Below are 14,392 nucleotides of genomic sequence, written 5' to 3'. Positions count from 1 at the left end.
GTTTGCCTTATGGCAGTCATTAGCTGCAATTCATGTACCCATTCGGTGACATCGTCACCGAATATTGAGTGACCGCTGATGTCTAGCACGCCACTCACTCAACATACATCCAACACGAACCACCTTCGTTTGTGTCAGGGATGTGAATTGCCCGTTGATGTTGTCGATGTGCCGCGCGGTAAAAGTGCCCATTGCCCTCGCTGCGGGACCCAACTTTATCGAGGTGGCAGCCCATCGTTATCGGGTAATTTAGCGATTGCGGTCACCTGTTTACTGCTGTTTTTTCCGGCGCATGCCTTTGACTTTTTAACTATCCGCTTAATTGGTGTGATGATCCCTGCATCCTTATCTGGAGGGATTATCGCTCTCGCCAATGAGGGCTATGTGATTCTGGCTTTGCTGGTGTTTTTTTGCAGCTCCCTAGCTCCTTTTCTGGTCTTTGCTTCCATCATTACCGCCCATCTAGCACTACGTTATCGTTGGTTTATTGGTTTACGCTATTCGGTCTGGGTCATGCAGCTGTTAAAAGCATGGGCAATGATTGATGTCTTTTTGGTCAGCGTTGCCGTTTCAAGCTTTAAATTAAGCGATTACGCCGATATTTTTGTTGGCCCGGCGCTATTTAGTTTGGTGCTCTTGCAAATTTTTACTGTTTTATTACTCAGCCGAATTAGCATTCGCCGCTATTGGGAAGCGTGGAAACCCGAGCAAGATTACCCTGCTCAAACCGATAAACAAGTCCATTGCCATCATTGCCACTTATCGCAACACGAAAACGCCCGTTGTATTCGCTGCCATCACCCACTTTATCATCGAAAACCACGTTCTATCGAACGGACTTGGGCCTATGTTATCGCCGCGAGTATCGCCATCATTCCCGCCAATCTGCTACCGATCTCCATATTAATCACCAATGGGCAACGTCTGGAAGATACTATCTTATCGGGTGTTGCTTCGCTGATGAATTCAGGAATGTATGGCATTGCAGCGATCATCTTTGTAGCCAGTATTGTCGTTCCTGTGATTAAAATTTTAGGCCTTATCTATTTATTGTTGGCGATTCAATATCGACGCAGCCGTTATCATCGGCAGCGAATGAGTATTTTCTATGCGATAAAATGGGTTGGAAAATGGTCAGTTCTCGACTTATTTGTGATTGCCATTATGTTGACCTTGGTCGATCGGGGCCAGTTACTTAATTTTATCCCTGGTGATGGTGCCCTAGCCTTTGGCTTTGTGGTCGTATTAACCATGTTAGCAGCAGAAAGCCTTGATCCCCGTCTATTGTGGGATAATTATCAGCAAGAGACAAAACACAGCGAGTCGTGTAATGAATAAACCAACAATAACGCAAGCGTCTTATTCTCCGCAAATCAAATCCAATAAAGGGATTTCCCCATTGTGGATATTACCGATACTCACTTTATTGCTCGCGGGTTGGCTGGTCGGTAAAGCGATACATGATGCTGGTGAACGTATCCAAATTCATTTTTCTGATGCACAGGGGCTCGTCGCAGGCAGAACCACCATTCGTTATCAGGGTTTAGAAGTCGGTATGGTGCGGGAAATAAAACTTGCTCCCGAATTAGACAGTATCTATGTCGAAGCAGATATCTATCCCGAAGCAACTCAATTGCTTTCCGATGCTACTCGATTTTGGTTAGTGAAACCTACCGCAAGTTTGTCTGGTGTTTCAGGATTGGATGCTTTGGTCTCTGGTAATTATATCGCCTTGCATCCAGGTGGTCCTGGACAAGAAAATCATCCACAGATATATCATGCCTTAGATCGCGCCCCATCTGACTTGGTTTCCAATGGTGGGCTACAAATCACCTTGCGAGCCAACGATCTTGGCGGTATTTCTATTGGCTCACCGATTGTTTATAAAAAAATCCCGATTGGTGAAGTGTTTAGCTATCAGCTTGCTAAAGATGCACAATCGATTGTTTTACAAGTCTCGATTGAATCTGAATACCGTCACTTGATTACCAAAGACAGTCGTTTTTGGAACGTCAGCGGCATAGGTACCTCATTAGGCTTTGATGGAATTGACGTTCGTTTAGAAAGTTTAAGCGCCTTAATTGGCGGAGCGATTGCCGTCGACTCTCCCGATGGCGGTGAACCCGCAGCTCAATTCAGCGAATTTCGTCTCTACAGAGATCTCAAAACAGCCGGACGCGGGATCCCTATCACGATTACACTGCCTGATGACAGCGGCATTAATGCTTCGGGAGCGCCCATTATGTACCGAGGATTGGAGATAGGACAGATCACCCATCTACAACTGAATGAGGATAAGACACAAATTATTGCTCATGCCGCGATTCAACCGTCATTAAATGAACTACTCACAACAGGCAGCCAGTTCATTTTACAAGAAGCAAAAGTTTCACTATCTGGCTTAGAAAATTTATCGAACTTAATCAAAGGTAATTACCTTACTTTACAACCGGGTGAAGGTGAACGTACTCGACAATTTACAGCGCTAAGAAAAATTGAGTATCAACAATCTCAATCACATACTTTCTCCATTACCCTTACCGCTGAACATGCTTATGGTTTGACGTCAGGGGCTGAGATTTTGTATCGCGGAGTACGAATTGGCATCATCAAAGATGTTCAACTCAGCGCGGATCAAGTCGAGTTTCATGCCGTTATTGAACAACAATACCAATCATTAATTCGTTCCAAAAACCGTTTTTATGTTGATGGTTCAATGCGTGCCGAGCTTGGCCGCGCCGGCATTAATCTCTCACTTCCTCCTGTGAAGCAACTACTGAGTGGGGCTATCAGCTTTATTAGTGAAGGAGAAGAAACCGTACTTGAACGCTATTCTCTGTATGCTAACCCATCACTGGCAGAGCTGGCGGCGTATCAACAATCGGGTTCTCGCGCCTTGCGACTCAGTGCAGATACCTTGCCTCCGGTACAAATTGGTAGCCCGCTACTATTTCGTCATTTACCCGTTGGTCATGTCACCCAATTTAAGTTACAAAAAGAAGGTGTTGAGGTGGAAGTCAGTATTGATAACCAATACCAACATTTAATTAATGAACAAACTGTATTCTGGAATCATTCTGGTATTGAAGTAAATGCCTCTTTAACCGATGGTCTGCGTATCCAAGCGGCACCGTTACAAAGCCTGCTCCAAGGTGGTATTGCCTTTGATACCTTACCCGGTGTAGAAAATAAACTCGATGGGCGTTGGAAGCTTTACGCCAACTATCAACAAGCACAACAGTTTGGTGAAGCCATTACGTTATTGGCAAAGAGCAATGAAGGAGTCAACCGAGGCACTCCAATCAAATATCAAGGCGTACAAGTCGGTGAAGTTATCGCCGTTTCACCGAGTTTTAGTCAATCACAAGTGACTTTTTCTGCTCGTATTCATCCCGAATACGCCCCTTTTATTGCTCGTGCAACGAGCGTGTTTTGGGTAGCCAAAGCCAATGTCAGTTTACAAGGCATCACTAATTTAGAGAATCTTGTCTCACCGAATATCGAAGTCTATCCCGGTCAAGGTGCTAAGCAACATACTTTTCACCTCGCTTCTGCGCCTTACTCACCGAGTGGTGTCAGGTTTACACTCCAAACCGAATACCGTGGTTCAATTAATGTCGGAACTCCTGTCTTTTACCGTGATATTGAAGTTGGCAGAGTGATTGATATCCAACTGGGCGCTCTTGCTGATCGGGTTATCTCAACAATCGATATTAATCCCGACTATGCTTATTTAGTTCGCCGTAATAGCCTATTTTGGAACACGTCGGGCGTAGATGTCTCAATTGGATTGACTGGAGCGAATATCAAGTCAGGAACACTGGAAAGTATAGTTCGCGGTGGGATTACTTTTGCAACGCCAGAACAAAAGCAGCTTGCTCCTCCTGCTCAAGCTGGCCAATCTTTTTATCTTCACTCCAAACCACAAGAAGAATGGAAACGCTGGCGAACAGCGATACCTAGACCTTGAGATAAACTTCAAGTCTGGCCGCGATGTGTATATAATCGCGGCCAGAATCCGCTTATCGAGACACTGTTTTGCATTCCACTGTCGCACTACCCGAAGAGTTCCTCGCTACCATCGCTGAAATATTGCCCTCAACACTCAATCTGAATGACTTTATTGCTGCATGCCAACGACCACTCAGAAAAAGTATTCGTGTTAACACCTTAAAAATATCCGTCGCTGACTTTCAAACCCGAGCCACAGACAAAGGTTGGTACTTAGAACCTATCCCCTGGTGCGAGAGCGGCTTTTGGATTACCGCAGATGAAGAACAAGTTCCTTTGGGCAATACTGCAGAACATATGGCGGGCTTATTCTATATCCAAGAAGCCAGTTCCATGATGCCCGTCTCTGCCCTATTTATGCAATCTGGAGCGCCTTTTGAACATGTATTAGACATGGCCGCCGCACCAGGCTCTAAGACCACACAAATCGCGGCCTTAATGGATAATCAAGGCGTATTAGTCGCTAACGAGTATTCCGCCAGTCGGGTCAAAATTTTACACGCCAATATTGAACGTTGTGGTATTCGTAATAGCGCTCTGACCAATTTCGATGGCCAAATTTTTGGTGGTTGGCTGCCTGAGCAGTTTGATGCCGTATTACTTGATGCTCCCTGCTCAGGAGAAGGCACGGTACGTAAAGATCCTGATGCGATGAAAAACTGGAGCAAAGCTTCGGTAATGAGTATCGCGCAAACTCAGAAATCGTTGATTGAAAGTGCTTTTCAGGCGCTCAAGGTTGGTGGTGTTTTGGTGTATTCAACCTGCACGTTAAGTCGTGAAGAGAACCAAGACGTCTGCTGGCACTTGAAACAGACTTATGGTGACGCGGTCACATTCACCCGTCTTGATCAACTTTTCCCGAGTGCAGAACAGGCCATTACTGAAGAGGGTTTTTTGCATATATTTCCACAAGTTTATGACTGTGAAGGATTTTTTGTCGCCAAAATCACCAAACAGGCATCGGTGAAAACGCCCGCTGTAAAAAAACGCTTGGGCAAATTCCCATTCACTAAAGTCGACCCTGCACAACGCCTTGAGATTGAGCAACAATTATATCATGCACTGAACATTCGCTTACCAGAAGACAGCCAAGTGTGGTCACGGGATAATGACATCTGGCTCTTTCCCTCAGCTTTAGAGCCGTTACTCAGCGAACTCCGTTTTTCTCGGATGGGGATAAAAATTGCTGAGCAACATAAACGGGGCTACCGTTGGCAACATCAAGTCGCTACAACACTGGCAACCGGACAAGAGCCACAATCGGTCGAATTAGATAAGGTTCAAGCTCGTGAGTGGTTTATGGGACGTGATGTCAGGCCAGAAAACCTATCTGGCCAAGGTGAGGTGATTGTTTGTTATCAAGGCGATGTCATCGGTCTAGGGAAATGGGTCGGTAATCGGATCAAAAATGGCTTACCACGAGATTTAGTGCGCGATAAAAATCTATTTTAAAACCAATGAACATTCCACACTGATGATATTAATAGACGGATTTAAAAGCATTGCTGCGCGTTAAGGAATGATAAGTATCAAACAGTGGACACTAGTCTATACTTTATCAATATCCCCATATAATAGCCAAACCAAGGGGATAGCCGTAAATCGCGCTCAACTCCCCTTCTGGCGCGTTTCCCAAGGCCCAAAACCTAACGCTGTTTTGGGCCATTTTTTGAGCTGACAGTACTCAACCTAGCTTAAACAAGACGAATGCCGTCTTTTTCAATCACAATTTTTCCTTGCTTAAATAAACCACCAATGGTTTTTTTAAACGTGCCCTTACTGGTACGGAAAGTGGCAAAGATCTCTTCTGGGGTCGATTTATCACTCAGCGGTAAAAAGCCTTGTTTTTTCTCTAACATGGCTAAGATTTTACTACTTAACTCATCCATTTTTTCGACACCGACTTTTTGAAGAGCCAGATCGATTTTGCCATCAGGACGAATACTTTTGATATAACCTTTGATTTTTTTGCCGATAAACAGTTTTCCGAACACATCCGAGGGAAAAATCATCCCCCAATGCGCTCCGTTAATGATCGCTTTAAAACCAAGCTCTGAACGCTCAGCAATAATCAAATCAACAGGTTGGTTTATCGTATAATGCGCTGGTGTTTTATCTAACCATTTATTAAATTTGGTGGTACCCACAATACGACCCGAGGCTTTATCGGTATAGACATAAACTAAAATTGTCTGCCCCTCGTTAAAACGCGCACGCTGCTCACTGTAGGGGATCAGTAAGTCTTTATCTTTAATGCCCCAATCAACAAAAGCTCCGGTGTTATTCACACCAACGACTTTCATTAATCCCCACTCTCCCACTTGAGCAATCGGTGTCTCCGTTGTCGCTGCTAATTGATTCTCTGAATCAAAGAACAGAAACACATCGATAAATTGCCCCAGTTCGACGCCTTGAGGTGCGTAACGCTTAGGCAGCAAAGTGGTACCGAACTCTCCCGCATCTAAAAAAACGCCGAAATCAGTGATTTTTACCACTTCTAAGCTATTAATTTGGCCAATGTTAATCATGTAAAATTGTCTCACAGCAAATTTGCAGAGATTATACGTGATCTCTGCTATGCTTTCTCGCAATTGTATCGATAAAATTCAGCAATTTTTTCAGGAGCTTTCGTTGATCACGGTAGATAAATATGATGCTGTCACGTTGAGGATTGCCACTCAAATGTCAGGCAGTAAGAAACTGGATTTGGATGTTTATCTTTTTATTCCTGGAGAATTAGGCCTTAGCCCAGAAGTCATTTCAGAGTCGGAGTTTTTTTATAGCTCCATTCATCAAAAGCGCTCCTATTATAGTGATAAAATTCTCCTGCCTCTTGTCCATAGCCGATTAGCACAACGAGGTCGCCTGTCATCAACACAGTATCGGGTAAGCTTGAGTTTGTTTGCTTATCAATATGTGATCGCCTTAGATAGAGCCGTTAATCAGCTCAACGCGACTAGTGACACCGTCACAGCTGATGAGGTCGATACGGTGATCGAGCTATCGCTCGATATTCTAAAACGATTACGCAGAACCATCCCTTACGATGAAAGCCTTAAGCGCTATTATGCCAATATTGATAACTATCTCTCTTGGTATACCGAACAAAAATTTTTATCGATTGTCGCTCATCTCACCCGTGACAGTGACTATAAAACCATTAAAGAACGCCTCATCACCTTAGTTGAAAAAGAACAAGCGCATCGTGCCTTAAACCATTACAACTCAGCCAAAGCGGGAACCGACATGACCCGTCTGAGTAATAAAATGCGTTTATTACGTCGTTTAATTGAACACCCGATCATTCTTAACGAGAAAGTGACTTCTTTGGGTAATAACATCAAACGGATGGTTAAGGGGGTCGCAACGGGGTTAGTCATGGTCGTGGTTACGCTAACCGCGATTGTGGCACGTGACTATTGGGGAGAGATTACCGCTTCATTTATTATTGCGATGTCATTTATTTACGCGCTACGCGAAATTTTTAAAGATGATTTGCGCGACATGATGTGGCGTTGGATCCGTAAAGGCAAACCTAAATGGCGTCGCCGCTACTTTGATCCCAGTACCGGAACTCAAGTTGGACAAAAAGATGAATGGTTGGATTACCAATCGTTATCCCAGTTACCAGAAAAAATTCAAGCTATCCGTAAAAAGCGAATTGTTCAACGTGAAGAACAAATCCTTCATTACCGATCTGAAGTTGAGATGTCAACATCACGCTTTATGAGCGGTTATGAAGAAACCCGTGAAGCGATGATGATCGATTTACGCCCGTTAACACGCTTAATTGATAAAAGCTCGACTCGAATTTATCAGCTTAGCAATGGTCAAGTCAGCCGAGAATCTGTCGAAAAACGTCACTTAATTAACTTGATCATTAAAGAAGACGATCATCAACAGACACCGCGTTATTACCGTTGGAAAATCGTGATTAACCGAAGCAAAATTGTCGACATTGAAGTCATTGAGTTAGATTAAGTCACTCTCTTTACTCTGATTATTTTGATTTCACCGCTTTAACAGACAGCGTTAACCAAAATTCTGCCATTGGCTCATCACCATGCTGTGATGGGCAAGTGGCGACGATTTTGACCTCGTGATTGACGCGTTGACCAGTCGCAATGGTTTCATCCAACATGGCATCAATCGCAGCACCATCAACACAGTGAAAGTGGACATCCCCTTCGGGTCTTTTTAAAAATTCCGCTTTAACGGCTTTAAACGCTAAAGAAATCACTTCCCCACGCTGCTGAGCCTTATGCATGGCCATAAATCCACCAGCTACATCCGCTCCTACGGCAAGTACGCCAAAATACATACTATTCAGATGATTTTTATTCCTCTTTTTCAGCGGAATACGTACTTCAACCGCTTGCTCATTCAACAGCAAAATTTTAGGGCGACAATACCAAATCAGCGGAACTTTAAAAATACCGAAATAATTAAGATAGAAATTAGCTTTAGTCAAAGCAGAAAACATAGTTAAGACTTCCTTGTGATCTCGTCAGACCAGTTCACTCGATAGCCAAGAAAATGTCAACGGAATGTTACAGAAAATAAGAAGCCAAGCGATTTTTGCTTGGCTTCTTAAAGATAAGACTCAGTAATAGTAAACCGAGTCTGGTTGGGCAATCTCAGACAAAAAGCGCTGAATTTTAGTCGACACACTCTGCTCACTAACTAATATACTTAACGGCTTAGAGGTTTGATGAACGGCTTTGATCGCCATTTCTGCTAACTGAAACACGGCATCGTTGTCGGTCGGCTGATAACGTTCAACAAGACTTTCTACCGTATTATCCGTCGCTAAGGTAAACTGGGCAAGGGAGTCCCAATCTAACAGCATCCCATCAAAATAAGCCAATAAACGTTCAGCTAATAGCGCGGCGGAAGGAACTTGGCAAACAAACGACACTTGTAATCCATGTAAACCGCGTGGCAAGCCTTGCTCAGCTAGGCCGTCAATAATTCCAGCGGCATCACTCAGCGAGCGAACAAAAGGCACGACGATTTCAATAGGATGCCCTTTACTGATCAGCCTTTTGATCACGTTGCACTCCAACTCAAATGCATCAGCGTATTCACTGTCCGTTAATCGAGCTACACCTCGCACTCCAAGCGCCGGATTTGGTTCAACTGTGACTTTTTCTCCGCCAAGCAAAGCACGACTCTGTGCACTATCTTCATTACTTAAACAGACACGAACGCTTTGGTGATGGGGTTTAATCGCTTGTTCAATGCGCTCCACTAACGTATCAACAAAATGCTCAGCGATGGACTGGTCGTTTAATAGTGCATTCAGCGAGCTTTTCTCTCGTTCAGATAGCTGAGTCAGATCGGTGACCAAACTAGGATGATAAAAAATGCTATCTGCGATCAACTCTGAAATGACAACAAATAGCGTCGAACTCAATGTTTGTTGGGACCATTGAGGTAAGGTATTCCCTTGCTCAAACGGCTTATTTATTGAAGAGGGTGATACAACACTCATAACGGCTCCATCTGTTCTTGATTGGTATAGGGTGAAAATACCGAGTTCATTGACCAAACACAAGGGCAAATATCAATATTAATTCATTTAAAGTGAATAAAATATCAAGTTTACAGTTTTCATCACTTGCATTTATGCTAAGTGGTTTATTCTCTGAGTTAAATTCGTTATCTTTAGCGCTTCGCAATAAAAAAATAGGCAATATGATGCCATTAAAAACTGATGAATTAAGAACCCAAGCCCTTGGCCCAATGCCAACGCCGGCTGAATTAAGCCTTGCTCATCCGGTGACCCATGAGGTTGCCGAACGCATTGCTCACTCACGTCAACAAATTGAACAAATCCTATCGGGTCAAGATGACCGCTTATTGGTCATTGTCGGCCCCTGCTCTGTCCATGATACCCATGCCGCACTTGAGTACGCACGCCGATTAAGTGAGATACAAGATCAGTATCGTGACCAACTGTTCATTGTCATGCGTACCTATTTTGAAAAACCACGCACCGTGGTTGGCTGGAAAGGTCTGATCACTGATCCTAATTTAGATGGCTCCTATGCGTTAGAAGCTGGCTTAAACAAAGCACGCCAATTGTTACTCGATATCAATAAACTCGGACTAGCAACGGCAACCGAATTTCTCGACATGATCACGGGGCAATACATTGCAGACCTGATCAGTTGGGGAGCGATTGGTGCGCGTACTACAGAGTCGCAAATTCACCGAGAAATGGCCTCGGCACTTTCTTGCCCTGTCGGTTTTAAAAATGGCACGAATGGCAATGTCAAAATTGCGATTGATGCCATTCGTGCCGCTCATGCCTCACACTACTTTTATTCGCCTGATAAAAATGGGCGCATGACCGTCTATCGCACCAGCGGTAACCCCTACGGACACGTCATTTTACGTGGTGGGGAAAGTGGCCCAAACTTTGATGTAGATTCAATTAATAGCGCTTGCGCTCAACTGGCTGAATTTAATTTACCTGAACGATTAGTGGTTGATTTTAGCCATGCCAATTGTCAAAAACAGCATCGCAAACAGCTTGAAGTTGCTGAAGAGATTGGTCGTCAAATTGAATCCGGTAGCCATAAGGTCGCGGGTATTATGGCTGAAAGTTTTCTTATTGAAGGCAATCAATCCATGTGTGACTTGAATAATTTAACCTATGGCCAGTCGATCACGGATCCTTGTTTAAGCTGGGATGATACCGCAACAATGCTCACTCGCCTTGCGCAAGCGATAACCACTCGACGTACTCAATAAAATAAGGAATTTAAGTTATGCCTTCTTTTGATATTGTTTCAGAAGTTGATACCGTAGAACTGCGTAATGCCGTAGATAACTCTAATCGTGAACTCGCCACACGCTTTGATTTTCGTAATGTCGACGCCAGTTTCGAGCTCAAAGATGAGACAGTAAAATTAGCTGCTGAAGATGATTTTCAACTTAATCAAATGTTGGATATCCTGCGTGGCAATTTAGCCAAGCGCGGTGTTGATGCGCGAGCTATGGAGCTAAAAGACTCCGTCCATTCAGGTAAAAACTGGTACAAGGATATTGTATTTAAGCAAGGGATCGAATCATTACTGGCCAAAAAAGTGGTTAAGATGATCAAAGATGCCAAGCTCAAAGTACAAGCCTCTATTCAAGGCGATAAAATTCGAGTCAGTGGTAAAAAACGCGATGATTTACAGACGGTAATCGCCTTTTTAAAAGAAAGTAACCTAGAACAACCTTTCCAATATAATAACTTTCGCGAATAACAAAAAATCCAGTCTCTATTGCTCTAGAGGCTGGATTTTTCGATGCTTAACCGCGTGGTGCTATAAACCTATTTCCGCTGATAATGATTTAATTTCTTGTAAATCTAGTTGATGAACGCGCAACATTTGTTCTACTTGGCTTAATCTTGAACTCGCCGCATCTTGCTTATCACAAGCATCCGATTTTGCATCCCAAGATTGGCCTTTTAAATAAACATCACACTCTTTTTTCAAGATAGGTAAAGCATCATTCAACTGCTTTTGCTCTTTTTGTAGCTGTTCAACTTCTTGCTTAATCTTTAGCTCTTTTTGAAATAACTCTCGTGAACGTTCAAAAAGTATCGATTGCATGTCCGCTTGACGATGTAATCGTGCATTTTTCTCATCAGCACTTTGTAATGCGTTGTTTTGCTTTGCTAATTGCTGATCCAACGATAAGTTAACTTTTTCTAATTCTGCAATCTGTTGTTCTAATTGATCCAACTGCTCTTGATGTTGTGTTTTTTGCTGCTCAAGATGCTCTTGCAGTTTCACTTGCCACTCTTGCTCTTGTCGCTCTGCCTGCTGAGCCGTTCGTTCATTTAATGCCTTCGCATTTTCTTGTAACGCTTGAACATTGACCTGCAAACCAGCATAAGCGGTTTGCCATTTAGTCTCCGTCACTGACGAACCGACTAATCCCCCTAATGCCAACCCTAATGCTGCCGCTAACCCAATATAGAGGTAACTGCGTTTGTCACGTTGTTCAATGACAACAACATCTTGGTGTTCATCTGCCTTTTTTTGATTCACATTGACTCCCAATTTAGCATCAGCGAATTAATTCAGTGACCACAAGCGAAGCGGTATAAAGAGCAAAAGCCGATAATAAAACAATCACTACCCACTTTTGAAGTTTCTCATTAGTTCCATAACGGATTAAAAGAAAAGCGAGAACAATCAATACCCCAATAAAAATCAATCTGGTCATAGTATGCTCCGGTTTTATTTTGCCTACTTCAATGACATTCGGTAAGACAAGTGTAGCTCTCAAGCCTGTTGCTGCTTGCTATTTTATACCATTTATCGCACCAAATAGGTCAAAGAAAAATGGATTAACCTGCTGTTATGTCAATAATTTAACTGAGTTCACTTTGAAAGTGACGTTTTTTCAAACAGCGCTGATTTTTTACGCTGACTCGTGCACTGCGCTCCCTTGTTGATTCCAGTCATTTACCACTAAATTTGCAGATGACATCACACTTTATTTTGGGTAATATCGCCAAGCAAATTATTGTAACACTAGATAATTGTTCCGTTGAAGACAGCAGGAGAGTGGTTATTAACTAAATTCTAACACTTAGTTAACTATACCCGCCGAAGAAGTAAATCTTTCAGGTGCTTTATTCTTTTTGAAGAGAAAAGCGAGGACTGTTGTTGGAGGAACCTCTGGAGAGAACCGTTCAATCGGTCGCCGAAGGAGCAAGCTGTGCTGATCATATCAGCACAGTGAAACTCTCAGGCAAAAGGACAGAGGAGTGAAAGGTTCTATGATTCTAAGCCTTATGGCTTTACTCACTTTACGCAAACAACGCTGACAGTGACTTTGTACCACAGGTATCGTGGCACGGTTTTCTTTGTGTGTTGTTTTATCGCGGTGAGTTTGACTGAATATATTATTCAGCCCCTTTCCTCTTCTCCTTATGTTGACACTATTAAGGGGAAATAATGACCAACCTACAAACACTGCTACAAACTATTGACCACTTTATTTGGGGCCCACCACTACTGATCCTACTCGTAGGAACCGGGATCTACTTTACCTTTCGTTTAGGCTTACTGCAGTTTCGTTACCTACCCTCTGCGATAAAAATGGTATTTAGTAAAGAACCCGGCGATAAACAAGGTGATGTATCAAGCTTCGCAGCACTTTGCACCGCGCTTTCCGCTACCATTGGCACTGGAAATATTGTTGGGGTTGCCACTGCCATTAAACTGGGCGGCCCAGGCGCATTATTTTGGATGTGGCTGGCAGCTTTATTTGGTATGGCAACGAAATACGCGGAATGCTTACTCGCGGTGAAATACCGTAAAGTCGATGATAAAGGACAAATGGTCGGCGGACCGATGTATTATCTGCGCGATGGTGTTGGGTCAAACACGTTAGCGATTTTATTTGCGGTTTTTGCCCTAGGCGTTGCCTGTTTTGGGATCGGTACTTTCCCACAAGTTAATGCCATTTTAGACGCGACTCAAATTTCTTTCGGTGTACCCCGAGAGATGTCCGCTGTTGTGCTGACCATCCTAGTCGCTTTTGTCACTGTCGGTGGTATTCAATCCATCGCCAAAGTCGCAGGTAAAGTTGTGCCTATTATGGCGCTTTTTTACGTCGTTGCTTGTTTGAGTGTGATCATCAGTAATGGGGATAAACTACTCGATGCGATTCAATTGGTGTTGGTTTCCGCCTTTACACCAACCGCAGCCAGTGGCGGATTTTTAGGCGCAAGTATCATGTTGGCGATTCAATCGGGTATTGCCCGTGGTGTCTTTTCCAATGAGTCTGGTTTAGGCAGTGCACCGATGGCTGCCGCTGCAGCAAAAACCGACTCTTGTGTGAAACAAGGCCTGATTTCAATGACGGGCACCTTCTTTGATACGATCATCATTTGTACCATGACCGGATTGGCCTTGATTTTGACAGGTGCATGGCAAAGCGATTTTGCTGGGGCGGCGATGACGACCCATGCCTTTGCCACGGGCCTTAATGCCCAAACCCTTGGACCATTGCTGGTTTCTGTAGGGCTGATTTTTTTCGCTTTTACCACGATTTTAGGTTGGAACTATTATGGAGAACGCTGCGTAGTGTTCCTATGGGGAACCAAGGCCGTTCTGCCTTATAAAGTGATTTTTATCGGCTTAGTCGCCTCTGGTGCTTTTCTTCATCTCGATCTGATTTGGATTATTGCCGATATCGTTAACGGATTAATGGCGATTCCTAACCTGATCGGCTTAATCGCTTTACGTCATGTCGTCATCAAAGAGACTAAGCTTTATTTTGAAGCACAATTACCAGCCTTAAAAACCATTAAAGCCAAAGCCTAGTTTACTGTTTTTACTGCTACTATTGACTTTAAAAATAAAAA

General features: G+C 43.5%; 12 protein-coding genes and 1 riboswitch. Of the genes, 7 read left to right on the top strand and 5 right to left on the bottom strand.

The annotated features are described in order from the left end of the window. The first annotated feature begins 78 nt into the window (after positions 1–78). The 3 genes from FKN88_RS01885 (at position 79) to rsmF (ending at position 5,463) form a co-directional block, all read left to right on the top strand. Positions 79–1,338, top strand: a complete 1,260-nt coding sequence (locus tag FKN88_RS01885; protein ID WP_306687158.1) for a paraquat-inducible protein A — start codon at positions 79–81, stop codon at positions 1,336–1,338. Continuing rightward, positions 1,331–3,970 (top strand): PqiB family protein, encoded by a 2,640-nt coding sequence (locus FKN88_RS01880; RefSeq protein ID WP_154168229.1) that lies wholly within the window; start codon positions 1,331–1,333, stop codon positions 3,968–3,970. Before FKN88_RS01885 ends, FKN88_RS01880 begins: the two co-directional genes overlap by 8 nt. Before the next feature lie 68 nt (positions 3,971–4,038). Further along, positions 4,039–5,463 (top strand): 16S rRNA (cytosine(1407)-C(5))-methyltransferase RsmF, encoded by a 1,425-nt coding sequence (gene rsmF, locus FKN88_RS01875; RefSeq protein WP_154168231.1) that lies wholly within the window; start codon positions 4,039–4,041, stop codon positions 5,461–5,463. A 242-nt stretch (positions 5,464–5,705) separates the two neighbouring features. Here rsmF and FKN88_RS01870 read toward each other — a convergent pair whose 3' ends face one another. Further along, positions 5,706–6,539 (bottom strand): S1 RNA-binding domain-containing protein, encoded by an 834-nt coding sequence (locus FKN88_RS01870; protein ID WP_154168233.1) that lies wholly within the window; start codon positions 6,537–6,539, stop codon positions 5,706–5,708. 103 nt (positions 6,540–6,642) lie between these two features. Between FKN88_RS01870 and FKN88_RS01865 the strand changes: the two genes are divergently transcribed. Further along, positions 6,643–7,992, top strand: coding sequence for a hypothetical protein (locus tag FKN88_RS01865; RefSeq protein ID WP_040904829.1), 1,350 nt, complete (start codon positions 6,643–6,645; stop codon positions 7,990–7,992). 19 nt (positions 7,993–8,011) lie between these two features. Here FKN88_RS01865 and FKN88_RS01860 read toward each other — a convergent pair whose 3' ends face one another. Together FKN88_RS01860 and FKN88_RS01855 are read right to left on the bottom strand one after the other, a co-directional pair. Beyond that, positions 8,012–8,494 carry a DUF4442 domain-containing protein gene (locus FKN88_RS01860; RefSeq protein WP_040904318.1) on the bottom strand — a complete coding sequence of 161 codons (483 nt, stop codon included), beginning with the start codon at positions 8,492–8,494 and terminating at the stop codon, positions 8,012–8,014. Between the two features lie 120 nt (positions 8,495–8,614). Continuing rightward, positions 8,615–9,505, bottom strand: a complete 891-nt coding sequence (locus FKN88_RS01855; protein WP_154168235.1) for a putative PEP-binding protein — start codon at positions 9,503–9,505, stop codon at positions 8,615–8,617. Between the two features lie 206 nt (positions 9,506–9,711). Between FKN88_RS01855 and FKN88_RS01850 the strand changes: the two genes are divergently transcribed. Continuing rightward, on the top strand, positions 9,712–10,770 hold the full coding sequence (locus tag FKN88_RS01850) for a 3-deoxy-7-phosphoheptulonate synthase (RefSeq protein WP_154170651.1): 1,059 nt from the start codon (positions 9,712–9,714) through the stop codon (positions 10,768–10,770). Between the two features lie 17 nt (positions 10,771–10,787). Further along, entirely contained in the window at positions 10,788–11,270 is a 483-nt protein-coding gene (locus FKN88_RS01845) for a YajQ family cyclic di-GMP-binding protein (RefSeq protein WP_154168237.1), read from the top strand. Positions 11,271–11,330: 60 nt separating this feature from the next. Here the strand turns inward: FKN88_RS01845 and FKN88_RS01840 are convergent, their stop codons facing one another. Both FKN88_RS01840 and FKN88_RS01835 read right to left on the bottom strand, forming a co-directional pair. After that, positions 11,331–12,062, bottom strand: a complete 732-nt coding sequence (locus tag FKN88_RS01840; protein ID WP_154168239.1) for a chromosome partitioning protein ParA — start codon at positions 12,060–12,062, stop codon at positions 11,331–11,333. A gap of 19 nt (positions 12,063–12,081) precedes the next feature. Then, positions 12,082–12,240 carry a hypothetical protein gene (locus tag FKN88_RS01835; protein WP_167363644.1) on the bottom strand — a complete coding sequence of 53 codons (159 nt, stop codon included), beginning with the start codon at positions 12,238–12,240 and terminating at the stop codon, positions 12,082–12,084. A gap of 448 nt (positions 12,241–12,688) precedes the next feature. Continuing rightward, positions 12,689–12,793, top strand: a riboswitch (glycine riboswitch). Between the two features lie 184 nt (positions 12,794–12,977). Here FKN88_RS01835 and FKN88_RS01830 point away from each other — a divergent pair. After that, positions 12,978–14,351 (top strand): sodium:alanine symporter family protein, encoded by a 1,374-nt coding sequence (locus tag FKN88_RS01830; RefSeq protein ID WP_154168241.1) that lies wholly within the window; start codon positions 12,978–12,980, stop codon positions 14,349–14,351. The last annotated feature ends 41 nt before the right edge of the window (positions 14,352–14,392 follow it).

The sequence above is a fragment of the Vibrio sp. 2017_1457_13 genome, assembly GCF_030851525.1.
GTDB classification, from domain to species: Bacteria; Pseudomonadota; Gammaproteobacteria; order Enterobacterales; family Vibrionaceae; genus Vibrio; species Vibrio metschnikovii.
Note: the sequence above shows the minus strand (reverse complement) of the source record. Positions and strands in the feature narration are given on the sequence as shown.

Coding starts and splice junctions, on each gene's coding strand:
- FKN88_RS01885 (WP_306687158.1), top strand. CDS start 79: ATGTCTAGCACGCCACTCACTCAACATACATCCAACACGAACCACCTT.
- FKN88_RS01880 (WP_154168229.1), top strand. CDS start 1,331: ATGAATAAACCAACAATAACGCAAGCGTCTTATTCTCCGCAAATCAAA.
- FKN88_RS01870 (WP_154168233.1), bottom strand. CDS start 6,539: ATGATTAACATTGGCCAAATTAATAGCTTAGAAGTGGTAAAAATCACT.
- FKN88_RS01860 (WP_040904318.1), bottom strand. CDS start 8,494: ATGTTTTCTGCTTTGACTAAAGCTAATTTCTATCTTAATTATTTCGGT.
- FKN88_RS01855 (WP_154168235.1), bottom strand. CDS start 9,505: ATGAGTGTTGTATCACCCTCTTCAATAAATAAGCCGTTTGAGCAAGGG.
- FKN88_RS01850 (WP_154170651.1), top strand. CDS start 9,712: ATGCCATTAAAAACTGATGAATTAAGAACCCAAGCCCTTGGCCCAATG.
- FKN88_RS01845 (WP_154168237.1), top strand. CDS start 10,788: ATGCCTTCTTTTGATATTGTTTCAGAAGTTGATACCGTAGAACTGCGT.
- FKN88_RS01835 (WP_167363644.1), bottom strand. CDS start 12,240: ATGACCAGATTGATTTTTATTGGGGTATTGATTGTTCTCGCTTTTCTT.
- FKN88_RS01830 (WP_154168241.1), top strand. CDS start 12,978: ATGACCAACCTACAAACACTGCTACAAACTATTGACCACTTTATTTGG.